Genomic DNA, 24,997 nt, shown 5'->3' with positions numbered 1-24,997 from the left:
TTCGACCTCACTCGTGCCGGCGTGACCAGACCGCGGCGGCGAGCGCCAGGGACAGCACCGCCAGCGAGGCGAGCAGGGCCGCCCGGAGCGCGCCCTCGCCGCCGAACGGGCCCATCGCGATGCCGTACGTCGTCATCAGCAGCGCCGCGCCCAGCGAGGACCCGATCCGCTGGCCGGTCTGCAGCGCCGCGCCGGCGGCGCCGCCCATCCGGGGCGGCACCTCGGCGAGGGTGAGGGTGAAGTTCGGCGAGATGACGCCGCCGCCGCCGAGGCCCGCGAGCAGCAGGCACGGGACCAGCGCCATCCAGATCCGCCCGTCGTCGAAGCCGGGCGCGAGCCAGGCGGTGAGCGCGGTGCCGGTCATCATCGTGACGAGCGCGACGACGGTCAGCGTGCGCCCCGCCTGCGACACCAGCCGGCCCGCGAGGGGTGCGGTGACCGCGGCGCCGGCGGCGAACGGCGTGGTCAGCGCGCCGGCCGCCAGCGGCGAGAGGCCGAGCTCGCCCTGCAGGTGGACCGAGAGCACCAGGAAGATGCCGGTGAACCCCGTGAAGTAGAGGGTGCCGATCGCCATCCCGGTGCTGTAGCCGGGCAGCGTGCGCAGCAGGCCGACGTCGAGCAGCGGCGGCCGGCCCTGGCGTCGCAGCCGGGCCTCCCACCGCACGAAGGCCCAGCCGAACGCCGGGGCGCCGGCGAGCAGCACCAGCGGCAGCAGGGCGCCGCTCTCCAGGCTCACGAGCGGGAAGAGCACGCACAGCACCGCACCGCCGAGCAGCAGCGCGCCCGGCACGTCGATCCACGTGCCGCTGTCGTCCCGACGGTCGGGGCCCGGGACGATCACGGCGATCGCGACCAGGGCGGCCAGCCCGATGGGGACGTTGACCAGGAAGAGCCAGCGCCAGCCCTCCTCCTCGCCGGCCAGCGCGATGATCGCGCCGCCCAGCACCGGCCCCAGGGCCGAGGAGAGGGAGACGGTGAAGCCGAAGGCGCCGAACGCGCGGCCGCGCTCGGGACCCCGGAAGAGCTGTTGGATCAGGCCGGAGTTCTGCGGGGTGAGCAGCCCGGCGGTCGCGCCCTGCGCGAGCCGAGCGGCGATCACCGTCGCGGTGTTCGGCGCGAGTCCGACCGCGGCGCTGGAGAGGATGAAGCCGGTCAGGCCGATCAGCATCAGCCGGCGGCGGCCGTAGGCGTCGCCCAGCCGGCCGCCGGCGACCAGCGTGAGCCCGAAGGCCAGCGCGTAGCCGGACACGACCCACTGGATCGTGCCGGCGGAGGTGCCCAGCCCCTCCTGCATGGAGGGGATGGCGACGTTCACAATCGTCACGTCGAGCAGCGACATGAAGCCGACGACGAGGGTGACGCCGAGGATCCTCCAGCGCCGCGGGTCGGGGGTGTAGTCGTCGTCGAGACGCTCCTCCGGCCGCTGGTCGGCGCTGGTCCCCTCCTCGCTCACCGGGACCCGTTGCCCCGTCGGTGCCGGGCCTACTCAGCGCGGGCGGCGCCGAGTTCGCTGCGTGGTCCGGTCGCGCGGTCCGGTCGCGCGGTCCGGTCGCGCGGTTTGGTGGCGCGGTGCTCGTGGCCGGACCATGCGGGCATGACCGCGCCCGTGACCGTCTCCATCACCCGCACGCTCGACCCCGGGCACGACGCGGAGATGCTGAGCTGGCTGCAGGCGGGCACCGCGCTGGCCCAGCAGTTCCCCGGCTTCCTCGGCGCCGGCTGGGTGCGGCCGGAGACCGGCTCGAGCACCTGGCACATGCTCTACCGGTTCGCCGACGGCGCCGCGCTGCAGGCGTGGGAGCACTCCCCTCAGCGGCAGTGGTGGCGCTCCTCGGCCGCCGGCCTCGGCGTGGTCGACTCGCGCGTGGAGCGCCGTACCGGCATCGAGGGGTGGTTCGACGACCCGACCACCCGCGACGTCGAGGACCTGCGCGCGGTGCCGGCCGCGCCGCCGCGCTGGAAGCAGGCCTCGGTGATCTTCCTGGTGTTCTACCCGCTCAGCGTGCTGGTCAACTGGCTGGCCGCCCCGGTCCTGGGCGGGGTCTGGCTGCCGCTGCGCGTGCTCGCCGTCGTCCTCGTGATGACGCCGGTGATGACGTACGTCGCCCTCCCGTGGATGACCCGCCGGATGGAGTGGTGGCTCCACGGTCGACCCGCCCCCTGGCGCCGCACGGCCCGCGCGACCGGCTGATCGGCCGGCTGGGCGGGGCGGGTCACGCTCGCGCGGTGCCGCCCCAGTTGGCCAGCTTGACGGCGACGGCGTGCAGGTCGGCGCGCCAGACGTCCTCCGGGCCGGGCGGGAGGATCTCGTCCCACTCCGCGGCGTGGGAGCCCAGCACGCCGGTCAGGCCGGCCGTGCGCGCGAAGAACCACTGGTGCAGGTGCGAGCCGCCGTCGCCCCAACGGTCCACGTGCACGCGCCCGATGTTCTCCAGGGCGCCGACGATGCGCACCAGGCGGTTGGTGATCCGGCCCAGCTCGGAGGCGAGGTCGTCGTCGAGGTCGCCGAGGTCCAGGTGCTCGCGGGCGTGCAGCAGGAGCACCAGCGGCAGCCCCGACGGCGCGCCGCGGTGGGTCAGCACCCAGTGCTCGTCCTCCCACACCACCCGGGCGGGGTCGAAGCCCGCGCACGACGAGCAGGGCCGGGCAGGGTCCTCGCCCTCGCGCAGCGGGTCGGGGGAGGGCGGTCGCAGGGCCCGCGGTGCGACCCGGCCCTCGCGCACCTCCCAGGGGAAGCTGTCCCAGTCGCCCGAGGGCGGCATCGGCAGCCGCGCGTCGGCGGCGTGCTCCAGGACGCGGGCGTGGACGGCGGCGGCGGACTCTGCCATGGACCCACTGTGCCACCGCACTAGCCTGGGCACGTGGCAGACGTCGAGATCCCCGCAGCCCCGACCATCGAGGGCGCGACGCACCTCCACTCCGGCAAGGTGCGCGACCTCTACGAGCTGACCGAGGGCCCGTACGCCGGCGCGCTGCTCATGGTCGCCAGCGACCGGATCTCGGCCTACGACTTCATCCTCGACGCGACGATCCCCGACAAGGGCGAGATCCTCACCCGGATGTCGCTGTGGTGGTTCGACCGGCTCGCCGACATCGTCCCCCACCACGTCCTCTCCACCGACGTGCCCGCGCAGGTCCGTGGCCGCGCGGTGGTGTGCGAGAAGCTCTCGATGTTCCCGGTCGAGTGCGTCGCGCGGGGCTACCTCACCGGCTCCGGCCTGGCCGACTACCGCGCGACCGGCGCGGTCTGCGGCAACCCCCTGCCCGACGGTCTCGAGGACGGCTCGCGGCTGCCCGAGCCGATCTTCACCCCGGCAACGAAGGCGGCGTTCGGCGACCACGACGAGAACGTCGACCTCGAGGCGGTCGCGGCCGTCGTCGGCCCCGGCGGCGCCGCCCGGCTGCGGGACCTGACGCTGGAGGTCTACGCCCGCGCCGAGGCCGTCGCGCGGGAGCAGGGGATCATCCTGGCCGACACCAAGCTGGAGTTCGGCGACCGGCCCGACGGCACCACGGTGCTCGGCGACGAGGTGCTGACCCCGGACTCCTCGCGGTTCTGGCCGCTCGCGGAGTGGCAGCCGGGCCGCACCCAGCCGTCGTACGACAAGCAGGTGGTCCGCAACTGGCTGACCTCCCCGGAGTCCGGCTGGGACAAGGCGTCCGGCGCGGCGCCGCCGCCGCTCCCGCCCGAGGTCGTCGAGCGGACCCGTGCCCGCTACGTCGAGGCCTACGAGCGGCTCACCGGCGAGACCTGGTGACTCCGGTGGCGCTGCCGTGAGCGGCTCGGTCCACTTCCCGGTGCCGCCGGAGGTGGTGATCGACTACCTCGCCGACCCGGCCAACCGGGCGGAGTGGCAGTCGAGCCTGGCGCGGGTCGAGGACGTGGTCGGGGAGGTCGGGGTCGGCCAGACCTGGACCGACGTCACGCTCCCGGGGCTCCGCCCGCGGATGCGCACCACCGAACTGGTGCGGCCGCTGCGCTGGTCCGAGACCGGCACCTGGCGCGGCTTCGAGGCCGACCTGACCCTGGAGCTGGCGCCGGCCCCGGGCAGCGGCTGCGTCGTCTCGGTGTCGATGCGGCTGCGCGGGCGAGGGCTCGCGGGCCCGCTCGCGCGGGCGCTGCAGCTGGTCTCCCCGGGCGCCGTCCGGTCCGACCTGCGCCGCGCCGCGCGCATCCTCGGCGCGCGGCACCGGCCGGGCTCGGATCCTTCGTGACCAGTGAGTAGGTTGGGCCCGTCCGGACCGTCGTGATGGAGGCCACAAGTGTCGTCGTACAACCTCTCGTCCCTGCTCGAGACCAGCGCCCAGCAGTACCCCGACCGGGACGCGGTCGTCCTCGGTGAGACCCGGCTGACCTATGCCGCCGTCGACTCGTTCGCCAACATGGTGGCCAACCTGCTGGTCTCCCGCGGGATCCGCCCCGGCGACAAGGTCGCGCTGAGCTGCCCCAACCTGCCCTACTTCTCGGTCGTCTACTACGGCATCCTCAAGGCCGGCGCGACCGTGGTCCCGCTCAACGTGCTGCTCAAGGGGCGCGAGGTCGCCTACCACCTCGAGGACTCCGACGCGAAGGCCTACTTCTGCTTCGAGGGCACCCCCGACCTGCCCATGGCCAAGGAGGGGTACGCCGGCTTCGGCGAGGCCGCGGGCTGCGAGCACTTCTTCGTGATCACCGCCGACCTCGCCGCGGCCAGCCCGATCGAGGGCACCGAGACGATGGCGCAGGCGATGGGCGGCCAGCCCGGCGAGTTCACCTCGGTGGAGACCGACGAGGACGACACCGCGGTCATCCTCTACACCTCCGGCACGACCGGCCAGCCCAAGGGCGCGGAGCTGCGGCACCGCAACATGCGCGACAACGCGCTGCTCGGGGAGCAGCTGTTCGGCGCCGACGCGAGCAAGCCCGACACCTACCTGTGCGTGCTGCCGCTGTTCCACTCCTTCGGCCAGACCGTCATCCAGAACGGCGCGTTCGCCTACGGCGGCACCGTCGTGATGCTGCCGCGCTTCGAGGCGCAGGCCGCGCTCGGGCTGATGCTCAAGGAGAAGGTCACCTTCTTCGCCGGCGTCCCGACGATGTACTGGGGCCTGCTCGGCGCGCTCGAGGAGGGCGTCGACGTCGGCTCCATCGCCGAGAACCTGCGCGTCGCGGCCGCCGGCGGCTCCGCGCTGCCGGTCGAGGTGCACAAGGACTTCGAGAAGCGCTTCGGCGTCACCATCCTCGAGGGCTACGGCCTCTCGGAGACCTCACCGGTGGCGTCGTTCTCCCCGCACGGCCAGCCGCCGCGCGTCGGCTCGATCGGCGTGCCGGTGCCCGGCGTGGAGATGACGCTGCTCAAGCCCGAGTCGTGGGAGGAGATCGACGAGCCGGGCCCCGACGCGGTCGGCGAGATCGCGATCAAGGGCCACAACATCATGAAGGGCTACCACGGCCGGCCCGAGGCGACCGACGAGGCGATCCACGACGGGTGGTTCCGCTCCGGCGACCTCGCGCGCAAGGACGAGGACGGCTGGTACTACATCGTCGACCGGTCCAAGGACATGATCATCCGCGGCGGCTTCAACGTGTACCCGCGCGAGATCGAGGAGGTCCTGATGACCCACGAGGCGGTCTCGCTCGCCGCGGTCATCGGTGTGCCGCACGAGAGCCACGGCGAGGAGATCAAGGCGTTCGTCATCCTGAACGAGGGCGCGTCGGTCACCCCCGAGGAGCTCGTGGCGTGGTCCAAGGAGCAGCTCGCGGCGTACAAGTACCCCCGCCTCGTCGAGGTCGTCGACGCCCTGCCGATGACCGCGACCGGCAAGATCCTCAAGCGCGAGCTGGCGTGAGGTCCGCCCGGTGAGGGTGCTGCTCTACCTGCTCGCGGCGTTCCTCGTCGTCTCCGGGGCGCTGTGGTGGGTCGCCGGGTCGGGCGTCTTCGGACCGATCCTCGCCGGCCTCGGCGTCGCGCTGGTGATCGTGGTCGTCCAGAACACCCGGCGCGGCTAGCCGGGCTGCCCGCCCAGCCCCGCGTCCCGCGCCAGCGCCACCATCTCGGCGCGGGACCGGGCGTGCAGCTTGCCCAGCACGTCGCTGACCCGGTTGCGGACGGTCTTGTCGGACAGGAACAGCCGGCGCGCGATCGTGGTGTTGTCGAGCCCCTGCGCGATCAGCTCGAGGACCTCGTGCTCGCGGGGGGTCAGCTGGGGGAACGCCGAGACCGTCGGCCGCGCGCCGGAGAAGTACGCCAGCACCCGGCCGGCGATGCCCGAGCCGAAGACGGCCTCGCCGCGGGCGGCGCCCACGACCGCCCGCTCGATGTCGTCGACCTCGGCCTCCTTGAGCAGGTAGCCCCGGGCCCCGGCCCGCAGCGCCGCGAAGACCGAGTCGTCGTCGGAGTCCATGGTCAGCACGACCACCGCGACGTCGGGGTGCTCGACCCGGATCCGCGCGGTCGCCTCCAGCCCGCCGACGCCGGGCATCCGCAGGTCCATCAGCACCACGTCCGGCGCGTGCTCGCCGGCCAGCGCGACCGCCTGCTCGCCGTCGGCGGCCTGGGCGACCACCTCGATGCCCGGCAGGTCGTCGAGGACGGTCACCATCCCGGCCCGGAAGACGGGGTGGTCGTCGACGACCAGCACCCGCACGGCGGAGGACGGACGGGACGGGTCGGTGCTCACGGGACCTCCAGGGGCAGGGTGGCGCGGACCGTGGTGCCGCCGCCGGGCGTGGGGACGACCTCGAGCCGGCCGCCCACCTCGGCCGCCCGCTCGCGCATGCTGACGGTGCCGACCCCGGCTCGCGGACGGGCCGGGAGCCCGACGCCGTCGTCGACGACCTCGACGACGAGGTCCCGGCCGCGGACCGCGGCCCGTAGCCGCACCGTGCCGGCGACCGCGTGCCGCAGCGCGTTGCTGAACGCCTCGGACGCGATCGCGTACGCCGCCACCTCGACCGCGGCGTGCGGCGCACCGAGGTCGCCGACCTCGGCGGTGCAGCGCGGCACGTCCTCGTGGCCGACCACGAGGTCGCGCAGCGCCCCGGCCAGGCCGCGCTGGTCGAGCACCGGCGGGCGCAGGCCGTGGACGAGGGCGCGGAGCTCGGTGACGGTGCCGCGCAGACCGTCGCCCAGCTGGGTCACGCGCTCGGCGAGCGCCGGCTGGTCGTCGCGGGCCAGCCGCTTGGCCAGGGACTCCAGCTGCAGGGCGGTGCCGGCGAGGTTCGGGGCGACCCCGTCGTGCAGGTCCGCGCGCAGCCGTCGGCGCTCCTCCTCGCGCGCGGCCACGATCCGGCCCCGGGAGCGGGCCACGTCCGCGACCAGCCCGGCGGCGTACGCCAGGGTGCCGGCGCGGGCCGCGACCTCCTCGACCGCGGCCTCCTGCTCGGGGGACCAGCGCTCGCCCGCGGTGCGCAGCCCGACGTGGAGCTCGCCGACCCGGGCGCCGAGGGCGGTGCACGGGACGACGCGGCTGCCGTGGAGCGGGGTGCCCGAGGCGACCGACACCTCATCGCTGGTGAAGGCCACCGACGGCAGCCGCAGCGCGTCGCGCAGCCCGTCGACCAGCCCCTGCAGCGCGTCGACCGGCTGGGAGGCGGCGGCGACGTGGCGCCCGACGCGCGACACCACGGCGTACGGGTTGTGCCGGTGCCCGAAGAGCCGGCGGTCCACCAGCTCCTGCACCCGTTCCCGGCCGGCCGCTGCGGCGAGGGCGGAGAGGGCGACGAGCGCGACGCTCCAGGTCGAGTCGGGAGCGACCGCCTGCACGCCGTACACGAGGAGCACGTACACCGCGACGACGGCGCCGGTGAGCAGGCCGAAGACAAGCGTGCGGTTGAGCGTCAGCTCGACGTCGAAGAGCCGGTGGCGCAGCATCGCGACGCCGATCGCCACCGGGAGGGCGGAGAGCCCCACGACGCCGTTCCACGCGTCGAGCGAGCCGAAGGGGATCAGCACGGCCACCACGAGGAGCAGCCCGCCGAGGAACAGCCACTGCAGCTGGGTGCGTTCGACGTCGCGGGCGCGGCGGATCCGAACGGCGAGAGAGACGACCGCCAGCGGGATGCCGACGAGGAACAGCAGCGAGGCGCCGGTCTGGGTGACGTGGCGCAGCCAGGTGGCCCGCTCGATCCCGAGCGGGTTCATCAGGCCGGGGACGATGTCGGCGTCGATCGGGGACAGCATCCGCGCCACCGTCGTGACCGTCGCGACCACCGCCACGCCCAGCACGACCGGGCGCCAACGCGGGCTCGGCGGGCGGCCGTCGGGGAAGACGTGGGGAAGCAGCGGGAGGGTGAAGAAGTACGGCGCGAAACCCCAGATCGCCACCCAGGCGGCGAACCCGCCGAGCACCCCGACGCCCGCGACGTGCCCGGCGTAGACCGCCAGCACCTGGTAGGGGCCGATCAGTGCCGGCACCAGCAGCAGCCAGCCGACCGGGTTGCGCGGGCGGGCCCGCACGACGAGCGCGCCGACGACCGGCCAGACCGTGCCCAGGGCGAGGTCGCCGGCGGCTCCGGCCCGGGCGCCGTCGTCCCACCAGGCCTGCAGTGGGCGGACCAGCGCGCAGGAGGTGACCGCGACCACCGCCAGGACGGCGGCGAGGGCGCGGAGCGCGCGGTCCGGGACGGTCACGTCGCTCATGCTGCCCGAACTGGCGTCCCCGGATCAGGAGGTCGGTGTCCCTCGTGCCCGGGACACAGGGAGGGCCACCGTCGTCCTCACCAGCCGGTCGACCGCGACCGGCCCCACCGTCCCGGAGGACACGATGACCACCACCGCCCCTCTCCCTGGCACCGCCGACCGTGCCACCACCTCGACCCGCGGCCGCTGGCCGCTGGCCGCCACCGCGGCCGGCACTCTCGGCTTCGTCGCCACCCTGGTCCTCGACGGGCGCAACGACGTCCCCACCGAGGTCCGCTTCACCGACGGCTTCTTCGACACCCTCGACCCGATGGTCTACCGGCTCTCGCTGGTGCTCGGGTACGCAGCCGTCGCCATGCTCCTGCTGCTCGCGGCCCAGTGGAGGCGACGCGTCGAGCCGCGGGTGCCTGCCTCGACGGCCGCTTCGCTCGTCACGCTGGGACTGGTCTCGTCCGCGGCCGGCCTGACCTACGGCTACGGCTGGAAGGGCGCGCTCGGGCTCTACCTGCCCGACGGCGCCGAGGGCGGCTCGTTCGACCAGGCCGGCCTGACGACGTACTTCATGCTCAACGACTTCGGCTCCTGGATCGGCTGGCTCGGCGTCGTCGTCGCGGCCGCCGGGATCGCCTGGATGGGCCTGCGTGAGCGGACCGTCTCCCGCTGGATCGGCGTCGTCAGCCTGCTGCCGGTCCTGCAGACCACCGCGATGGTCCTCGGGCTCGGCGTCCCCGGCGTGCCGGCCCTGCTCGCCCCGATCTACCTGGTCGTGCTCGGGCTCGGACTGACGTTCGGGCGCAGCGTCATCAACCGTTGAGCCACGATGCTGGTCCGGCCCGGCTCCTCAGGGGAAACCGGCACCTCTCAGGGGTTGCAACGCCCGAGAAGTGCAGGTTTCCCCGGGGGCCGGGGAATCCGGCGCCCCCGCCGCACCGCGTCGGCCACCTGCGGCTCAGGCGAACGGGTTCGGCCGCCCACCGGGCATCTCGCCCAGCAGCTCGCGGGCCTGGGCGGCCACCTTGTGCTCGACGAGCACCTCGTAGCGGGTGGCGACCACCTGGGTGACCGAGGAGAAGTCGCGGCGCCCGCGGGTCGCGGCGTACCCGGCCAGCGCCCAGATCAGCCCGAACAGCGCACCGAAGAGCACGGTCGAGAGCAGGATCGCCAGCAGCCCCTCCTCGGTGAAGATGCTGAAGAGCAGGCCGATGAACAGGCCGAACCAGGCGCCGGACAGCAGGCCGCCGAGGGCGACCTTGCCGGTGGTGAGGCGCCCGGTGATCCGCTCGAGGCGCTTGAGGTCGGTCCCGACGATCATGCACTGCTCGACCGGGAACTTCCGGTCGGCCAGGAAGTCGACGGCCTTCTGGGCGCCGGCGTAGTCGTCGTAGACGGCCAGGGACTGCGGGAACTCCAGCCCGAGCGGGGACCGCCCGGCGCCCGAGCCGCCCATGGGCGTTCCAGTGGGGATGCTCATGTCCTCCACTGTGCCCGCCGCACCTAGACTGGAGACATGCCTCGAGTCGTCGTCGACGTCATGCCCAAGCCCGAGATCCTCGACCCGCAGGGCAAGGCGGTCCTCGGAGCGCTGCCCCGGCTGGGCTTCGCCGGGGTCGCCGACGTCCGTCAGGGCAAGCGGTTCGAGCTCGAGATCGAGGGGGACGTCACCGAGGCGGTGCTCGCCGACGTGACCCGGATGGCCGAGACCCTGCTGTCCAACCCGGTCATCGAGAACTTCGCGGTGCGGGTGGAGCAGGACGCATGAAGGTCGGCGTCGTCACCTTCCCGGGCTCCCTCGACGACGTCGACGCCCAGCGCGCCGTCCGCCTCGGTGGTCACGAGGCCGTGGCGCTGTGGCACGGCGACCACGACCTGCAGGGGGTCGACGCGGTCATCCTGCCGGGCGGCTTCTCCTACGGCGACTACCTGCGCTGCGGCGCCATCTCCCGCTTCTCCCCGGTCATGACCGAGGTGGTCGAGGCCGCCGGTCGCGGCATGCCGGTGCTGGGCATCTGCAACGGCTTCCAGGTGCTGTGCGAGTCCCACCTGCTGCCCGGTGCGCTGATCCGCAACCAGCGGCAGAAGTTCCTCTGCCTCGACCAGCGCCTGCGCATCGAGGACACCGGCACGCCCTGGACCGCGGCGTACACCGAGGGCCAGGAGGTGGTCATCGCGCTCAAGAACGGCGAGGGCTCCTTCGTCGCCGACACCGAGACGCTCGACCGCCTCGAGGGCGAGGGCCAGGTCGTGGCCCGCTACCTCGGCGAGAACCCGAACGGCTCCCTGCGCGACATCGCCGGGATCCGCAACGAGCGCGGCAACGTCGTCGGCCTGATGCCCCACCCCGAGCACTCCGTGGAGGAGCTGTGCGGGACCGGCACCGACGGACTGGGCTTCTTCTCCCTCGCCACGCTGGCCGCGGAGGTCTTCGCGTGATCGGCTCGCCGAACCGCCTCTTCCGCACCGTCGCCACCGCCGAGGCGGTCACCTGGGCCGGCCTGCTGGCCGGCATGTTCCTCAAGTACGTCACCGAGACCACCGAGCTCGGCGTCCGGGTCTTCGGGATGCTGCACGGCGTCGTGTTCGTCGCCTACTGCGTGACCACCGTCGTGGTGGCCGTCGACCAGCGCTGGTCCGTGGGCCGGCTCGTCGGGGGCCTGGCCTCCTCGGTGCCGCCGTTCCTGACGCTGTGGTTCGAGCGGTACGCCGCCCGCCACGGCATGCTCGCCGACTCCTGGCGGCTGCGCTCGGCCGGGACGACCCCGGCCGGCGTCGAGCGGCCCGTCGCCTGGGTGCTGCGCAACCCGGCTCGCGGCCTGGTCGCTGCCGTCGTCGCGGTCCTCGCCCTCACCGGCCTCGCGCTGCTCGTCGGCCCGCCCGCCAGCGGCTGACCCGAGGCAGCGGCCGGTGAAATGTCGGCCGACCAGCCTCAGCGCACGCCGGAGCGCAGCGCCGCCCAGGACTCGGGGTTGACGACGCCGGAGACGGTGAGGTCGACCTTCTTCTGCCAGGCGCGGACGGCGGCGTCGGTACGGGCGTCGAAGACGCCGGTCACGACCACCTTGGCCTGGGGGCTGGCCGCGTTGAGCGCGCGCTGCACGCGGCGTACGTCGGCGCCGGCCGAGCCGCGCTTGAGGACCGGCGTGCTGCCGGCGGCGTGGAGCGACATCCAGTTGGCCTTGGTGAACCGGTCCTTGGCGGCGAACCCGTGGCCGGTCTGCCAGGAGCGGATGCTCGCGAGCGTGCGCGCGTTCAGGCTGCCGTCGACGGCGCCGGCGTACCCGCCCTTCTCCTTGAGCAGGCACTGGAGCGCCTTGACCTGGCCGGGGTCCGAGGCCTTCTGGCTGCCCGTGGCCGGACGCAGCGCGGCGTAGGTCGGGTAGGAGACCCGCACACCGCCGCAGTGCTTCTCGGCCGGCGCGACCGAGCCGCGGCCGAGCTCGAGGAAGTTGCTGTCGATGTTGATCCGGACCCCGCCCCAGGTCTCGTCGTGGCCGCCGCGGTACTGCTTCACGCGGCCGCCCGGCCGCCACCCGTCGTCGCGGACGTAGGAGGTGGAGGTGTTGGCGACGCCGTCCCACCGGGCGATCCAGATGGCGTCGGGCATCGTGTAGGCGCCCGGACGGTTCACCCGGGCGTCGTCGAGCGCCTTGATGCCCGAGCCGGCGCTGGAGTAGACGCCGGAGACCCAGCCGAGCTCGTGGAGCCGGTCGGTCCACGCGGAGAGGAACGCCAGGGCGGACTCGCGGCAGTGGGTGTTGGCGTTGTCGTAGCCCTCGAGGTCGTACCAGAGCGTGCTGCCCTTGGCCATGCCCAGCGCGGTGGCCGCGGCCACCGAGGAGTCCGCCTCGGCGCTGCCCTGCTGGCGCGCCTGGAAGTAACGGCCGTTGTCGCCGGGCTTGGCGCTGATCTTCACGTCGTCGTCGTAGCGCGGGAACCGCGGCTGGCAGGACGCCTGCGGGCCGAGCGTGATCGGCAGCAGGCGCCAGCCCTTGGCCAGCTGCTTGGTGACCCAGGCCGGGGTGAGGTTCGGCTGGGAGCGGCAGGCACGGGAGTCGCCGGCGATGTAGATGCCGACCGCCAGGAACGGCGAGTGCTTGAGCCAGCGGTTCATCTTCCACTGCTCGGGGGCCAGGCACTGGTCGAAGCCGTAGCCGGTGAAGTCACCGGGCGTCACGACGTTCGCCTTCCTCGCCGCGACCTGTCCCGCGACCTGCCCCGAGGACTGGTCCGTGCGCTGGGTGGCGGCGGAGGGCTCCTCGGCTCGGGCGGTCTGCGCTCCGAGGAGGACGGCGCCCGCGAGGGCGGCGGAGAGGACGGCAGAGGTACGGCGGCGCATGGTGGCAGGCTCCAAGGTCGGGGAAGGCGCCTCACCATAACCACAGCAGTCACACCCGTCACAGGCGTTCGAAGGAACTACACGGGTGTACTTCGGGCCCGCCGGTCGCCACCCGGAGGAGGCGCCCGACGGGCCCGCGAGGTCCGCAGGATCTGCGGCGTCAGGCGCGTGCGTGCCGCACCAGCGCCAGCGCGGCCCCCGCCGCCAGCAGGCCGAACCCGGCGGCGGTGAGGAACGCCGTGTCGGCGCCGGGCAGCACCTCGCCGGGCACCGCGCCGGCGGCGTACACCGACGCGACGACCGCGAACCCGACCGCGCCGCCCAGCTGCTGGCTGGTCTGCAGCAGCCCCGAGGCGGCGCCCGCGTGCTCCGGCGCGACTCCGCCGAGGACGGTCGAGGTGACCGGCATGAAGACCAGCGCGGCGCTCAGCCCGTTGAGCACCAGCGGCCCCAGCAGGGACGCGGCGTAGGAGTCGCCGGCCGAGACGGTGCTGAGCCAGGCGAAGGAGCCGGCCAGCCCCAGGGTGCCGAGGACCATCATCGGGCGCGCGCCGAGGCGGACGAGCAGTCGCGGGCTGACCCGGGACATCGCGAAGATCGACAGGCTCAGGGGCAGGAACGCCACGCCGGTCATCACCGGGCTGTAGCCCAGCTCGCCCTCGACCAGCTGCGGGACGAGGAAGAACAGCGCCAGCTGGGCGCCGAAGACCGGCATCATCACGCCGAGGGCCCCGACGCGTCGCCGTTCGCGGAGCAGCTCGAGCCGCAGGATCGGGTGCGCGACGCGCTGCTCGGTGAGCACGAGCGCCACCAGCGCCCCGACGCCCGCGACGAGGCCGCCGATCGTGCGGCCCGACGTCCAGCCGTGCTCGGGGGCGCCGATGAGCGACCACACGACCGCGACGGCGCCCGTGGTGGCCAGGACGGCGCCGAGCACGTCGAAGCGGCCGGGGCGGCGTGCGGTCTCGTCGAGGTAGCGGCGGGTGAGGGCGAGCACGGCGAGGCCGATCGGGATGTTGATGAAGAGCGTCCAGCGCCAGGAGCCCACGTCGGTGAGGAAGCCGCCGAGCAGGAGCCCGACCGACATCCCGCCGGAGGTGACCGCGCCGAAGAGCGCGAGGGCGCGGTTGCGCGCCGCCTCGTCGGGGGCGCTCGTGGTCAGCAGGGCCAGGACGCTGGGGGCCGCCAGCGCGGCTCCGACGCCCTGGAGCGCGCGGGCGCCGACGAGCACGGCGGGGTCGGTGGCGAGCCCGCCGAGGAGCGAGGCGGCGGTGAAGACGGCGAGCCCGGACTCGAACATCCGGCGGCGGCCCAGGACGTCCCCGAGCCGGCCGCCGAGCAGCAGGAGCCCGCCGAAGGCGAGGGTGTAGGCGTTGAGCACCCACGACAGCGAGGCCGGGCCGAAGGCGAGGTCGTCGCCGATGTGCGGCAGGGCGACGTTCACGACGGTGGTGTCGAGGATGAGCATCAGCTGGGCGGTGAGCACCAGCGCGATGGCCGCGGCGGCGCGGCCCGCGTTCTCGGGCAGGTCGACGGGCAGGCCGACGCGCTGGTCGACGCGCTGGTCGACGGGCTGGGTGGTGGAGGTGGTGGTGGACGACATGGAGGAGGTCCTGTTCTGGCCCGGAGGACCAAGGTACCGTTGATCCGGAGGATGACTCCGCTTCCTTCCACGACAATACGGAGACTGTCTCCGTTTAGCAAGCCCCAGCCAGGAGGACCCGTGCGCGCCGACGCGAAGCGCAACTACGACCGGATCGTCGAGGTCGCGCGCGAGGTGTTCCGCGAGCAGGGGTACGACGCCTCGCTCGACCTCGTCGCCAAGCGCGCCGGCGTCGGGCCGGGCACCCTCTACCGGCACTTCCCGAGCCGGGACGCCCTCGTGGACGCGGTCATGCAGAGCTGGGTCGCCACCGTCGAGGAGGCCGTGGGCCGCGCGCTGGCGGTCCGCGGCGACGACCGCGCCCTGCTGCTGACCTGGTTCGAGGAGTACGTCGCGCTGATCAGCGTCCACAAGGGCGGGCCGGCCAAGCTCACCGGCGCGATGGGCGACGAGCGGTCCCCGATCCGCACCAAGTGCGAGGTCCTGCGCTCGGCGGTCGACCGGGTGCTCGAGGAGCTCCGCGCCGCCGGTGCGCTGCGTGAGGACGTCACCGCCCTGCAGGTCGCGCGCCTGGTCGGCGGGGTCGCGACCGTCGCCGACCAGGGCGGGCTCGAGCCCGCCGAGGTGCGTCCCATGCTCGAGGTGCTGGCCGACGGTCTCCTCCGCTGAGCCCGCGGACGGCGGCCCGCCCCGGCGCCGGTAGATTGGCCGCCGTGCTGGACACCGTGGCCGCTGCTGCCGAGGACCCCGCCCGCGACCAGCCCTGGGCCGATCTCGGTCTCAAGGCCGACGAGTACGACCGGATCCGCGAGATCCTCGGTCGCCGTCCGACGAGCTCGGAGCTGGCGATGTACTCGGTCATGTGGAGCGAGCACTGCTCCTACAAGTCCTCCAAGGTCCACCTCAAGCAGTTCTCCGAGCTGCCGCAGGAGACCCCGCTGGGCAAGACCCTCGCCGGCATCGGCGAGAACGCCGGCGTCATCGACATCGGCCAGGGCTACGCGGTGACGTTCAAGGTCGAGAGCCACAACCACCCGTCGTACGTCGAGCCCTACCAGGGCGCGGCGACCGGCGTCGGCGGCATCGTCCGCGACATCCTCGCCATGGGCGCCCGTCCGGTCGCGGTGATGGACCCGCTCCGGTTCGGTCCGCTGGACGCCGACGACACCCAGCGGGTCCTGCCCGGGATCGTCGCCGGCGTCGGCGGCTACGGCAACTGCCTGGGCCTGCCCAACATCGGCGGGGAGGCGGTCTTCGACCCCACCTACCTCGGCAACCCGCTGGTCAACGCGCTCTGCGTCGGCGTGCTCCGCCACGAGGACCTGCACCTGGCCAAGGCGAGCGGCGTCGGCAACAAGGTCGTGCTGTACGGCGCGCGGACCGGCGGCGACGGCATCGGCGGCGTGAGCGTGCTCGCGAGCGAGACCTTCACGGAGTCCGAGGACGGGGGCTCCGGCCCGGCGAAGCGGCCGGCCGTCCAGGTGGGCGACCCGTTCATGGAGAAGCTCCTCATCGAGTGCACGCTCGAGATCTTCGCCGCCGGCCTCGTCGCCGGCATCCAGGACCTCGGCGGCGCCGGGCTGTCCTGCGCGACCTCCGAGCTGGCCTCCGCGGGCGATGGCGGCATGCACGTCGACCTCGACCTCGTGCCGCTGCGCGACTCCACGCTCTCGCCGGAGGAGATCCTCATGAGCGAGTCGCAGGAGCGGATGATGGCGGTCGTCGAGCCGGACGACGTCGAGGCGTTCCTCGCGATCTGCGCGAAGTGGGAGGTCGACGCCACCGTCATCGGCGAGGTCACCGACACCGGTCGCCTCCACGTCGACTGGCACGGCCAGCGCGTCGTCGACGTGCCGCCGCGCTCGGTCGCGCACGAGGGCCCGACCTACCAGCGTCCCCTCGCCCGCCCCTCGTGGCAGGACGGGCTCCAGGCCGACCGCGCCGAGGACCTCCCGCGCCCGGCGACCGGCCAGGAGCTCCGCGAGACGCTGCTGCGCCTGGTCGCCAGCCCGAACCTCTGCGACAAGTCGTGGATCACCGACCAGTACGACCGCTACGTCCGCGGCAACACCGTGCTCGCCCAGCCCTCCGACAGCGGCATGGTGCGCGTCGACGAGGAGAGCAACCTCGGCGTCGCCGTCTCGACCGACTGCAACGGACGCTTCGCCAAGCTGGACCCGTACACCGGCGCGCAGCTCGCGCTGGCCGAGTCCTACCGCAACGTGGCGACCGGCGGCGCCGTGCCGCTCGCGATCTCCGACTGCCTCAACTTCGGCTCGCCGGAGGACCCGGCGGTCATGTGGCAGTTCGCCGAGGCCTGCCGCGGGCTCAAGGACGGGTGTGCCGAGCTCGGCATCCCGGTCACCGGCGGCAACGTCAGCCTCTACAACCAGACCGGCGAGACGGCGATCCTGCCGACCCCCGTCGTGGCGGTGCTCGGTGTCGTCGAGGACGTCACCCGGCGCACCCCGTCGGCGTGGTCCGCGCCCGGCGAGAGCGTCTTCCTGCTCGGCGAGACCCGCGAGGAGCTCTCCGGCTCGGAGTGGGCGAACGTCGTGCACGGCCACCTCGGCGGGCTCCCGCCGCGGGTCGACCTCGCTGCCGAGAAGGCGCTCGCGGCCCTGCTGCACGAGGGCGTCGGGCTGCTCACCAGCGCGCACGACGTCGCCGACGGCGGGCTCGCGCAGACCCTCGCCGAGGCCGCGATGCGGAACATGGTCGGTGCCCGCGTGACGGTCCCCGGCGACGCGTTCGTCGGGCTGTTCGCCGAGTCGGCCGCCCGCGTCGTGGTCACCGTGCCGGCCGGCGACGCCGACCGCCTGCGCGACCTCGCCGCGCGCCACGGCGTGCCGCTCACCGAGCTGGGGACCACCGGCGGCGACGCGCTCGTCGTCGAGGCTGCCGGCGAGGGCGCCTTCGAGGTGCCGCTGCTGGAGCTGCGGTCGGCCTGGATGGCGACGCTGCCCGCCGCGCTGGCCTGATCGCCGGTCCGGCGACGTGCCCGACGACCTGGTGGTCACCGGGCGGTGGACCGTCCCGGACGCCGAGCTCTCGGAGCGGTTCTCCCGCTCGTCGGGCCCCGGTGGGCAGGGCGTCAACACCGCCGACAGCCGGGTCGAGCTGTCCTACGACGTCGCCGGGTCGCCGTCGCTCCCCGAGCACCTGCGCGAGCGGGTGCTCGCACGGCTGGCGGGGCGCCTCGTCGGCGGCGTGCTGACGATCGCCGCGAGCGAGCACCGCACCCAGCTGGCCAATCGGAGGGCGGCGCGGGAACGAATGGCCTCCGTGCTCCGTGACGCCTGCGCCCCGCCCCCGCCGACCCGGCGCCCCACCCGCCCCACCCGCGGCTCGAAGGAGCGGCGGATCGCCGAGAAGAAGCGGCGCGGGGAGACCAAGCGCGGCCGGCAGGGGCGCTTCGAGTGAGGCCGGTGCGGGTCGGTCGACGGCTGCTGCTCTCGGGCTTGGGTATCGGCACCCTGGCCGCCTGTGGCGGCGAGCCACCGAGGAAGGACGGACCCGTGACCGGAGCACCGACGAGGCGACGCATCGCCTACGGCGACGACGCCTCGCAGGTGGGCGAGCTGCACCTGCCCGCGGGCGACCCGCGCGGGGTGGTGGTCGTGGTGCACGGCGGCTTCTGGCGCGCCCAGTACGACTTCTCCCTCGGCACCCCGCTGGCCGACGACCTGGCCGCACGCGGCTGGGCGGCCTGGAACATCGAGTACCGCCGGGTCGGCCCGGGGACCGGCGGGGGCGGGGGCGGGGGATCACCCGAGACCTTCGACGACGTGGCCGCCGCGATCGACGTGCTGGGCGACGCCGACCTGGGGCTGGACCTGACGACGGTCGTGGCCGTCGGGCACTCCGCGGGCGGCCACCTCGCCGCGTGGGCCGCCTCGCGGACCCGCGACCCGAGGTGGGCCGGTGGCGTCGAGCTCACCGGCGTGGTCTCCCAGGCCGGCGTGCTCGACCTGCGCCGGGCGGTCCGGGAGGGGGTCGGCCAGACGGCGGTGCCCGACCTGCTCGGCATCCCGGCCGACCCCGACGCGGTGGAGGCGGCGTACGACCCGCAGCAGCAGCTGCCCCTCGACGTGCCGGTGTGGTGCGTGCACGGCCGCGACGACGACGTCGTCCCCGTGAACCAGTCCGAGGAGTACGTCGCCGCCGCGACCGCCGCCGGTGCGCGGGCCGAGCTGGTGGCCGTCGACGGCGACCACTTCGTCGTCATCGACCCCGAGGGCCCGGCTTGGGCCGAGGTCGTCGGGGTTCTGGACGGGCTGGGCTGAGCGCGGGGCCCGGCGCCGGCCCGTCCAGGTCGTGCGCGGACGGTGCTCAGCGGGTGGCGGTCACCGTCCCGGCCCCGTGCCCGTGGTCGTGCGCGAGCGGGGTGGTGGCGTTGCGCCGGTCGTGGCCGGTGGCCCGGCCGTTGACCGACTTCGTGCTGAACGCGTAGGTGCCGACCAGCGAGGCGATCGCCTTGGTGTTGATGCGCACCGCCTTCATGCTGACGTTCGACAGGTCGTCGCACGCCTGGTGGTAGCACTCGTCGTACGCGACGCCGGCCTTGCCGCCGAACAGCCGCGCCTCGGCCTTGGTCTTGATGCCCTCGGCGCCGGTGAACAGGCCGCCCGCGGGGATGCCCTCGGCGATGAACGGGCCGTAGTCGCTGCGGCCGTCGAAGGCGGTCGGCCGGGTGGCCAGGTCACGGCTGCGGAAGAACGTCCGGAAGGCCCGCTCGATCTGCGCCGACCCCTTCGGGGCCTCCGCGGCGTCGTCGCCGGCCGGGAAGGCGGAGTTGTCGCCGTCGTAGACGAACAGGGCGTAGTTCGGGGAGCCCACCATGTCGAAGTTGAGGTAGAGCGCGATGTCGCGCAGCGCGCGCGGGTTCTCCGTGGCGAGCTCGCTGACGTAGTGCTCCGCGCCGAGGAGGCCCGACTCCTCCGCGCCCCACCAGGCGAACCGCACCTGGTTCCGGGGGGCCTTGATCTTCTGGGCCAGCTTCTCGGCGACGTGGAGCAGCGCGGCGCTGCCGGTGCCGTTGTCGTTGATGCCGTTGCCCTCGACGACGCTGTCGAGGTGGGCGCCGGCCATCACGACGTTCCCCTGGCGGCCGCGCTGGGTCTCGGCGGTGACGTTCCAGGTGGTGCGGGTCTCGGACTCGGTGGAGGTGGAGACCCGGACGGTGTCGCCCTCGAGGTCGCGGCCGAGCGCGAAGGTGGTGGTGACGGCCGGCACGGTGCCGACCGGGCCGCCCAGGGTGCCGATGAAGGGTCCACTGCGGTCCTCGCCGTTGCCCTGGTTCATCAGCACGACGGCGCTGGCGCCGGCGTCCTGGGCGTTGACGACCTTGACGGAGAAGTCGCAGGTGCCACGGCGGACCAGCGCGATGTTCCCGGCGGTGAAGCCGGCGAAGTCGGCGGCCTCGCAGCCGCTGGTGGAGTTCTCGATGTCGTCCAGGGCGAGGTCGACGCCCTCGACGGTCCCGGTCACGTCACCCGACCCGGAGTACTCCAGGATGTCGAAGTCGGTGCCCTCCACGAACGTCGCCGGCTCCGGGGCGGTGCGCTGCAGCACCGGCGGGGCGGTGACCTCGAAGTAGGAGAAGTCGAAGGACTGGACCTGCGGGTGGTAGCCGGCCTTCCGCAGCTGTTTGACGACGTAGTTCTTCGACGCGCGGTAGCCGGGGGTGCCCGACGCGCGGCTGCCGTGCTTGTCGCCGATCCGCTCGAGGGCGACGAGGTGCTTGCGCACGCCGGGCCCGTCCACGGACTTCACCAGCGCGGCCACCCGGTCCTCGGGGGAGGCCTTCGGGGCGGTCTTCGCGGCGGTCTGGCGGGCGGACTGCTGGGCCGGCGCGTCGGGGGACGCGGTGGCGGTGGAGCCGGGCAGGGTGGCGGCCGCGAGCACGGCCGCGCCGGCGAGGCCGGCCAGGGGGCCCGCCACACGGCGGGTGGTGCGGTTTCTGCTCACAGGGGATCTCCCGAGAGACGGGCGCGCCGGCGGCGCGCGAGGCGGTCAACCTAGGACTGCGCCGCGTGGGTCCACAAGGGTTCCGGCGCCGACTTTGCCGACCCGCGCCTAGCCTGGGCGGATGCTGCTGCGGTGGAGGCTGGGCGTCGTCGTGGGCGGCGGGGTCGGCGTCGGGCACGAGGTGTGCCTGCGGCTGGCCCGCTCCGGCTCCGGCGTGCTGGTGGTGGATCCCGACGCCGCCTCCGCGGAGGCGACGGCCGCCGCTGTCCGGCAGCGCCGGGTGTCGGGGTGGTCGCTGCAGGCGGACCCGTCGGTCGGCGGGACCGACGCCGCGCTGGTCGCCGGTCGTGCGCGCGACCTCGGCGGGGCCGACCTGCTCGTCACCACCGGCCTGGGCGCCCGGGCGGCGCTCGCCCTGGGGCGGGACCTGCTGGCCGACCCGGTGCTGGTCCCCGGTCCGCGCGACCTCGACGTGGACCGCACCGCCGCGGCGGTGCTGGGGCTGCTGCGCGACGCCGAGCCGGGCGCGGTCGTCCTGCTCTAGGCGGACGCCACCGAGGTCGCCACGCGGGTCTCCGGGCCGGGGCCGGGCTGGCAGTGCGGGCACCACCAGGTACGCCGGTTGGCGGGGTCGTTGGGGAGCTCAGGGACCACCTCGACGGTCGTGCCGCACCGCAGGCACGGCCGCCCGGCCCGGCCGGAGACCCAGTGCGACTCGCCCTTGCGGCCGATGCCGGTGGTGACCTGGTAGGCGCCCTCGACGGTCGCGGAGTGCCGCAGCGCCTTGGCGCCCAGGGCGACCAGCCGCTCGACGTCGACCTCGCCCACCGGGGTCCACGGGCTGCGGCCGAGGAGGAAGGCCAGCTCGTTGGCCCACAGGTTGCCCCACCCGGCGACCTTGCGCTGGTCGAGCAGCGCCGAGACGAGCGGCACGGCGGGCTCGGCGGCCAGGCGGCGTACCGCCTCCTCGGCGTCCCAGTCCTCGCGCAGCGGGTCGGGGCCGAGGTGGCCCACCAGCTCGTGCTCGCGGGAGGTCTCGACGAGCTCCATCTCGTGCAGCCTCAGGCCGTACGCCGTGTGGCCGGCGTCGGTGGCGAGCACGATCCGCACGTCGGGCATCAGCCGGCGGGGGAGCTGCTTGCCCGGGCCGGTGACCGACCAGGAGCCGTCCATCAGCAGGTGGGTGTGCAGGGTGGCCCCGCCGCTGAACCGGGTCAGCAGGTGCTTGCCGTGCGTCGCGTGCTCGAGGACGACGCGGCCGGCGAGGTCGCGCGTCGCGAGCCGCGGGACGCGCAGGTCGCTGCGGGTGACCGTGCGCCCCTTCAGCGGGCGGTCCAGCCGCCGCGCGAGCTTGAAGACGCTGTCCCCCTCCGGCACGGACCCATCCTCCCCGGCCCGGGCAAGCCCGTCGCGGCGGAAACTATCCTCGGTCCGTGCCCGCACGCCTGCGCCCCGCCGACCCCGCCGACGTCTCCGCCGCCCTCGGGCGGGTCCGTGCCGACGCCGCCGGGAAGGGCGAGAAGGGCGACCTGCGGCTGCTCGTCAAGCACTACCTCGCGCTGCTGGAGACCCGGGCGCCCGGCCACTCCGTCGAGGTGCGCGTGCCGCCGTACGCCGCGGTCCAGGTCGTGCCGGGGGTGCGGCACACCCGCGGCACCCCGCCGGCGGTCGTCGAGACCGATGCCGCGACGATCATCGCGCTGGCGACCGGGCAGCTGACCTGGCACGAGGCCGAGGCGGCCGGCCGGGTCCGGGCGAGCGGGGAGCGGGCCGACCTGTCGCCGTACCTGCCGCTGCACCGGACCGTGCCTTGACCTAGCGTGGGCGGCATGACGAACCGCCCTTCCACCGACGAGCTCCGCACCAAGGTCACCGACGTCCTGCCCGGGCTGAGGGCCGACCTCGAGGACCTCGTCCGGATCGAGTCCGTGAGCGCCGACCCGGCCCGTGCGGGCGAGGTGCAGCGCAGCGCCGAGGCGGTCGCCGAGCTGTTCCGCGCCGAGGGGTTCCCGACCGTCGACATCGTCACCGCCGAGGGCGGCGCCCCCGCGGTGATCGCCCACAAGCCCGGGCCGGAGGGCGCGCCGACGGTGCTGCTCTACGCCCACCACGACGTCCAGCCGGAGAACGACCACGCCGACTGGGACTCCCCGCCGTTCGAGCCGACCGAGCGCGACGGCCGGCTCTACGCACGCGGCGCGGCGGACGACAAGGCCGGCATCGCCGCCCACCTGGGTGCGCTGCGCGTCTTCGGCGACGACCTGCCGGTGAGCGTCACGATGTTCATCGAGGGCGAGGAGGAGGTCGGCTCGGAGTCGCTGCCGGCGCTCCTGCGCGAGCACCAGGAGCGGCTGCGCTCCGACGTCATCGTCATCGCCGACTCCGGCAACTGGGACATCGGCGAGCCCGCGCTCACCACCAGCCTCCGCGGCCTGGTGCGCGCCGACGTCGAGGTCCGCACGCTCACCCACGCGGTGCACTCCGGCATGTGGGGCGGGCTCGTGCCCGACTCGCTCATCGCGCTCTCCCGCGTCATCGCCAGCCTCCACGACGACGCGGGCGACGTCGCGATCGCCGGCCTGCACAGCGGCCCGGCGGCCGACGTGGAGTACCCCGAGGAGCGGCTGCGCGCCGAGTCCGGCGCCGTCGCGGGCGTGCAGTGGATCGGCACCGGCTCGGTCGTCGAGCGCCTCTGGACCAAGCCCGCCCTGTCCATCACCGGCCTGGACGCGCCCAAGGTGGAGGGCGCCAGCAACACGCTGGTCCCCGCGGCCCGCGCCAAGATCAGCCTCCGGATCGCTCCCGGCGACACGACCGAGAACGCCGTCGCCCGCCTCCGCGAGCACCTCGAGGCGAACGTCCCGTGGGGCGCGGAGCTGAACGTGACGATCGTCGACACCGGCGAGGCCACCCAGATCGACGCCACCGGCCCGGCGTACGACGCGGCGCGCGAGGCGTTCACCGAGGCCTGGGACGGCACGGCGCCGGTCGACATGGGCGTCGGCGGCTCGATCCCCTTCATCGCCGAGTTCCTCGAGGCGTTCCCGCGGGCGAGCGTCCTGGTCACCGGCGTGGAGGACCCCGACACCCGCGCGCACGGCGCCAACGAGGGCCTCCACCTCGCCGAGTTCGAGCGGGTCGTGCTCGCGGAGACGCTGCTCCTGGCCCGGTTGGGCACCCTGGAGGTGTGATCGCCGACACCCGCGCCGTCCTCGCCGAGCACCGGCGAGCGCGGGTGGAGGCCCTCACCGACCGCCTGGTCGCGACGATCGAGGCGGCCAACCCCGGCTACCGCACGTCCGGCCTGGTCCCGCACGAGGACCTGCGGCGGTCCTGCCGAGACAACGTCGACCGGGTGCTGGAGCTGCTCGGCGAGCCCGGGGCCGACCCCGCACGCGACCCCGCCGAGGACCCGGCGTACGACGCGGCGCGGGTGACCGGGCGCCGGCGCAGCGAGCAGGGCCTGCCCCTCGACGACGTGCTGCGGTCCTTCCGGCTCGGCGGCCGGCTGATCTGGGAGGACCTCGTCGAGCACGTCGGCGAGGCGCTGCCGGGGGCGGAGGTGCGGGACGTCGGCACCCGCCTGTGGGAGGTGGTCGACCAGACCTCGGCGCAGGTCGCCGCGGCGTACCACGCCACCGAGCGCGCCGCGGTCCGCGCCGACGAGCAGCTGCGCGCCGAGCTGTGGGAGGGGCTGCTCCACGGGCGGGCCCAGGACCCCCGCTTCGCCCACGAGGCAGCGCGCATCCTCGACCTGCCGGTGGGCGACGACCTGCTCGTCGTGACCGGCACCGGGCCGGACACCGACCGGCTGCTCGCCGCGCTGGCGCCGCTCCGCTCCTGCTGGGTACGCCGCACGGGCGGCGTGGTCGGACTGGTGCTGGTCGGTGCGGGTGGCGCGGCGCAGGTGCACGACGCGCTCCGCCCGGTCGGCGGCGCGCTGGGTGCCTCCGTCGTGGTCCGCGGGCTCGCGGGCGTCGGCACCGGCTTCCGGCAGGCCTCGATCGCGCTGCGGACCCTCGACGGCGGAGCTGGGCTCGCGACGTTCGACGAGCGGCTGCCCGAGGCGCTGCTGCTCACCGCCCCGGAGGTGGCCGGCCGGCTGGTCGCGGTCTGGCTCGGCCCGCTCCTGGCCCTCGCGCCCGGCGAGGCGGACCCGCTGCTGAAGACCCTGGAGGCATGGGTCGCGACGGGCGGCTCGGCCACCCACACCGCGACCCGGGTGCACTGCCACCGCAACACCGTCCTCAACCGGCTCCGCCGCGTCTCCGCGCTGACCGGCCGCGACCTCGTCGACGTCGTGCCGCCGGTCGAGCTGGCGCTCGCGCTCCGCGCCCACCGGGCGGGGCTCACCCAGTAGCCGCCGAGGCCGGGTGTGCGGAGTGCACAGACCCATCCGGAGGATCGTGGGCGACGAAGGCATGGTGTGGCGGCGGTCACCCGTGCCACAGTTCGACAGGCGAGCCGCAG

Annotated in this window: 26 protein-coding genes; 17 read left to right on the top strand and 9 right to left on the bottom strand. The window is 74.4% G+C overall.

The features are described 5' to 3' along the window. Nucleotides 1–7: 7 nt before the first annotated feature. Nucleotides 8–1,453: an MFS transporter gene (locus OSR43_RS19305; protein WP_302268408.1), complete on the bottom strand. Its 1,446-nt coding sequence runs from the start codon at nt 1,451–1,453 to the stop codon at nt 8–10. 141 nt (nt 1,454–1,594) lie between these two features. Here OSR43_RS19305 and OSR43_RS19300 point away from each other — a divergent pair, with 141 nt between their 5' ends. Further along, nucleotides 1,595–2,191 (top strand): antibiotic biosynthesis monooxygenase, encoded by a 597-nt coding sequence (locus OSR43_RS19300; protein ID WP_302268407.1) that lies wholly within the window; start codon nt 1,595–1,597, stop codon nt 2,189–2,191. Between the two features lie 22 nt (nt 2,192–2,213). On the opposite strand, the gene OSR43_RS19295 is transcribed toward OSR43_RS19300, so the two are convergent. Continuing rightward, on the bottom strand, nt 2,214–2,828 hold the full coding sequence (locus tag OSR43_RS19295) for a hypothetical protein (protein ID WP_302268406.1): 615 nt from the start codon (nt 2,826–2,828) through the stop codon (nt 2,214–2,216). A 33-nt stretch (nt 2,829–2,861) separates the two neighbouring features. Between OSR43_RS19295 and OSR43_RS19290 the strand changes: the two genes are divergently transcribed. From OSR43_RS19290 to OSR43_RS19275, 4 genes are read left to right on the top strand one after another with little or no spacing between them, the layout of a single operon-like run. Next, nucleotides 2,862–3,758: a phosphoribosylaminoimidazolesuccinocarboxamide synthase gene (locus OSR43_RS19290; protein WP_302268405.1), complete on the top strand. Its 897-nt coding sequence runs from the start codon at nt 2,862–2,864 to the stop codon at nt 3,756–3,758. Between the two features lie 16 nt (nt 3,759–3,774). Continuing rightward, nucleotides 3,775–4,215: an SRPBCC family protein gene (locus tag OSR43_RS19285; RefSeq protein ID WP_302268404.1), complete on the top strand. Its 441-nt coding sequence runs from the start codon at nt 3,775–3,777 to the stop codon at nt 4,213–4,215. A 48-nt stretch (nt 4,216–4,263) separates the two neighbouring features. Further along, on the top strand, nt 4,264–5,829 hold the full coding sequence (locus tag OSR43_RS19280) for a long-chain fatty acid--CoA ligase (protein ID WP_302268403.1): 1,566 nt from the start codon (nt 4,264–4,266) through the stop codon (nt 5,827–5,829). Nucleotides 5,830–5,839: 10 nt separating this feature from the next. Then, on the top strand, nt 5,840–5,989 hold the full coding sequence (locus tag OSR43_RS19275) for a hypothetical protein (protein WP_302268401.1): 150 nt from the start codon (nt 5,840–5,842) through the stop codon (nt 5,987–5,989). Here the strand turns inward: OSR43_RS19275 and OSR43_RS19270 are convergent. Both OSR43_RS19270 and OSR43_RS19265 read right to left on the bottom strand, forming a co-directional pair. Beyond that, nucleotides 5,986–6,660 carry a response regulator transcription factor gene (locus tag OSR43_RS19270; RefSeq protein ID WP_302268400.1) on the bottom strand — a complete coding sequence of 225 codons (675 nt, stop codon included), beginning with the start codon at nt 6,658–6,660 and terminating at the stop codon, nt 5,986–5,988. The two genes, OSR43_RS19275 and OSR43_RS19270, sit on opposite strands and share 4 nt — an antisense overlap. After that, nucleotides 6,657–8,612: a sensor histidine kinase gene (locus tag OSR43_RS19265; RefSeq protein ID WP_302268399.1), complete on the bottom strand. Its 1,956-nt coding sequence runs from the start codon at nt 8,610–8,612 to the stop codon at nt 6,657–6,659. Before OSR43_RS19265 ends, OSR43_RS19270 begins: the two co-directional genes overlap by 4 nt. Before the next feature lie 133 nt (nt 8,613–8,745). On the opposite strand from OSR43_RS19265, the gene OSR43_RS19260 reads away from it, so the two are divergent. Further along, on the top strand, nt 8,746–9,435 hold the full coding sequence (locus OSR43_RS19260) for a hypothetical protein (protein ID WP_302268397.1): 690 nt from the start codon (nt 8,746–8,748) through the stop codon (nt 9,433–9,435). A 135-nt stretch (nt 9,436–9,570) separates the two neighbouring features. Here OSR43_RS19260 and OSR43_RS19255 read toward each other — a convergent pair whose 3' ends face one another. Beyond that, a complete protein-coding gene (locus OSR43_RS19255; protein WP_302268396.1) occupies nt 9,571–10,092 on the bottom strand; it encodes a general stress protein in 522 nt (173 codons plus the stop codon). A 36-nt stretch (nt 10,093–10,128) separates the two neighbouring features. On the opposite strand from OSR43_RS19255, the gene purS reads away from it, so the two are divergent. Genes purS through OSR43_RS19240 form a run of 3 tightly spaced genes read left to right on the top strand, consistent with a single transcriptional unit; the run spans nt 10,129 to nt 11,506 of the window. Next, entirely contained in the window at nt 10,129–10,380 is a 252-nt protein-coding gene (gene purS / locus OSR43_RS19250) for a phosphoribosylformylglycinamidine synthase subunit PurS (protein WP_302268395.1), read from the top strand. Next, on the top strand, nt 10,377–11,051 hold the full coding sequence (gene purQ, locus OSR43_RS19245; protein ID WP_302268394.1) for a phosphoribosylformylglycinamidine synthase subunit PurQ: 675 nt from the start codon (nt 10,377–10,379) through the stop codon (nt 11,049–11,051). Before purS ends, purQ begins: the two co-directional genes overlap by 4 nt. Further along, nucleotides 11,048–11,506, top strand: a complete 459-nt coding sequence (locus tag OSR43_RS19240) for a DUF3817 domain-containing protein (protein ID WP_302268393.1) — start codon at nt 11,048–11,050, stop codon at nt 11,504–11,506. Before purQ ends, OSR43_RS19240 begins: the two co-directional genes overlap by 4 nt. A 38-nt stretch (nt 11,507–11,544) precedes the next feature. Here OSR43_RS19240 and OSR43_RS19235 read toward each other — a convergent pair whose 3' ends face one another. Next, nucleotides 11,545–12,954: a glycoside hydrolase domain-containing protein gene (locus OSR43_RS19235; protein ID WP_302268392.1), complete on the bottom strand. Its 1,410-nt coding sequence runs from the start codon at nt 12,952–12,954 to the stop codon at nt 11,545–11,547. A gap of 160 nt (nt 12,955–13,114) precedes the next feature. After that, nucleotides 13,115–14,557, bottom strand: a complete 1,443-nt coding sequence (locus OSR43_RS19230) for an MFS transporter (RefSeq protein ID WP_302268391.1) — start codon at nt 14,555–14,557, stop codon at nt 13,115–13,117. 120 nt (nt 14,558–14,677) lie between these two features. Between OSR43_RS19230 and OSR43_RS19225 the strand changes: the two genes are divergently transcribed. The 4 genes from OSR43_RS19225 to OSR43_RS19210 all read left to right on the top strand — a co-directional run bounded on the left by OSR43_RS19225 (nt 14,678) and on the right by OSR43_RS19210 (nt 18,843). Then, nucleotides 14,678–15,226: a TetR/AcrR family transcriptional regulator gene (locus OSR43_RS19225; protein ID WP_302268390.1), complete on the top strand. Its 549-nt coding sequence runs from the start codon at nt 14,678–14,680 to the stop codon at nt 15,224–15,226. 44 nt (nt 15,227–15,270) lie between these two features. Further along, on the top strand, nt 15,271–17,538 hold the full coding sequence (purL, locus tag OSR43_RS19220; protein ID WP_302268389.1) for a phosphoribosylformylglycinamidine synthase subunit PurL: 2,268 nt from the start codon (nt 15,271–15,273) through the stop codon (nt 17,536–17,538). Between the two features lie 16 nt (nt 17,539–17,554). After that, entirely contained in the window at nt 17,555–17,980 is a 426-nt protein-coding gene (gene arfB / locus OSR43_RS19215) for an alternative ribosome rescue aminoacyl-tRNA hydrolase ArfB (RefSeq protein WP_302268388.1), read from the top strand. Between the two features lie 95 nt (nt 17,981–18,075). Then, nucleotides 18,076–18,843 carry a S9 family peptidase gene (locus OSR43_RS19210; protein WP_302268387.1) on the top strand — a complete coding sequence of 256 codons (768 nt, stop codon included), beginning with the start codon at nt 18,076–18,078 and terminating at the stop codon, nt 18,841–18,843. A 46-nt stretch (nt 18,844–18,889) separates the two neighbouring features. On the opposite strand, the gene OSR43_RS19205 is transcribed toward OSR43_RS19210, so the two are convergent. Continuing rightward, a complete protein-coding gene (locus OSR43_RS19205; protein WP_302268386.1) occupies nt 18,890–20,527 on the bottom strand; it encodes a M20/M25/M40 family metallo-hydrolase in 1,638 nt (545 codons plus the stop codon). A gap of 121 nt (nt 20,528–20,648) precedes the next feature. Between OSR43_RS19205 and OSR43_RS19200 the strand changes: the two genes are divergently transcribed. After that, nucleotides 20,649–21,071: an SDR family NAD(P)-dependent oxidoreductase gene (locus tag OSR43_RS19200; RefSeq protein WP_302268385.1), complete on the top strand. Its 423-nt coding sequence runs from the start codon at nt 20,649–20,651 to the stop codon at nt 21,069–21,071. Here OSR43_RS19200 and OSR43_RS19195 read toward each other — a convergent pair. Then, nucleotides 21,068–21,904, bottom strand: coding sequence for a DNA-formamidopyrimidine glycosylase family protein (locus OSR43_RS19195; RefSeq protein ID WP_302268384.1), 837 nt, complete (start codon nt 21,902–21,904; stop codon nt 21,068–21,070). The genes OSR43_RS19200 and OSR43_RS19195 overlap by 4 nt on opposite strands. A 56-nt stretch (nt 21,905–21,960) precedes the next feature. Here OSR43_RS19195 and OSR43_RS19190 point away from each other — a divergent pair, with 56 nt between their 5' ends. The 3 genes from OSR43_RS19190 to OSR43_RS19180 are packed head-to-tail and all read left to right on the top strand — an operon-like array spanning nt 21,961 to nt 24,887. Further along, nucleotides 21,961–22,341 carry a sterol carrier family protein gene (locus OSR43_RS19190; protein ID WP_302268382.1) on the top strand — a complete coding sequence of 127 codons (381 nt, stop codon included), beginning with the start codon at nt 21,961–21,963 and terminating at the stop codon, nt 22,339–22,341. A 15-nt stretch (nt 22,342–22,356) separates the two neighbouring features. Then, nucleotides 22,357–23,718: a dipeptidase gene (locus OSR43_RS19185; RefSeq protein ID WP_302268381.1), complete on the top strand. Its 1,362-nt coding sequence runs from the start codon at nt 22,357–22,359 to the stop codon at nt 23,716–23,718. After that, entirely contained in the window at nt 23,715–24,887 is a 1,173-nt protein-coding gene (locus OSR43_RS19180) for a CdaR family transcriptional regulator (RefSeq protein WP_302268380.1), read from the top strand. Before OSR43_RS19185 ends, OSR43_RS19180 begins: the two co-directional genes overlap by 4 nt. Nucleotides 24,888–24,997 lie beyond the last annotated feature (110 nt).

The organism is Nocardioides sp. Arc9.136 (assembly GCF_030506255.1).
Classification (GTDB): domain Bacteria; phylum Actinomycetota; class Actinomycetes; order Propionibacteriales; family Nocardioidaceae; genus Nocardioides.
Note: the sequence above shows the minus strand (reverse complement) of the source record. Positions and strands in the feature narration are given on the sequence as shown.

Bases quoted from the DNA above. Each gene is read 5' to 3' on its own strand.
- OSR43_RS19300 (WP_302268407.1), top strand. From the start codon at position 1,595: ATGACCGCGCCCGTGACCGTCTCCATCACCCGCACGCTCGACCCCGGG.
- OSR43_RS19295 (WP_302268406.1), bottom strand. From the start codon at position 2,828: ATGGCAGAGTCCGCCGCCGCCGTCCACGCCCGCGTCCTGGAGCACGCC.
- OSR43_RS19260 (WP_302268397.1), top strand. From the start codon at position 8,746: ATGACCACCACCGCCCCTCTCCCTGGCACCGCCGACCGTGCCACCACC.
- OSR43_RS19255 (WP_302268396.1), bottom strand. From the start codon at position 10,092: ATGAGCATCCCCACTGGAACGCCCATGGGCGGCTCGGGCGCCGGGCGG.
- purS (WP_302268395.1), top strand. From the start codon at position 10,129: ATGCCTCGAGTCGTCGTCGACGTCATGCCCAAGCCCGAGATCCTCGAC.
- purQ (WP_302268394.1), top strand. From the start codon at position 10,377: ATGAAGGTCGGCGTCGTCACCTTCCCGGGCTCCCTCGACGACGTCGAC.
- OSR43_RS19235 (WP_302268392.1), bottom strand. From the start codon at position 12,954: ATGCGCCGCCGTACCTCTGCCGTCCTCTCCGCCGCCCTCGCGGGCGCC.
- OSR43_RS19230 (WP_302268391.1), bottom strand. From the start codon at position 14,557: ATGTCGTCCACCACCACCTCCACCACCCAGCCCGTCGACCAGCGCGTC.
- OSR43_RS19200 (WP_302268385.1), top strand. From the start codon at position 20,649: ATGCTGCTGCGGTGGAGGCTGGGCGTCGTCGTGGGCGGCGGGGTCGGC.
- OSR43_RS19185 (WP_302268381.1), top strand. From the start codon at position 22,357: ATGACGAACCGCCCTTCCACCGACGAGCTCCGCACCAAGGTCACCGAC.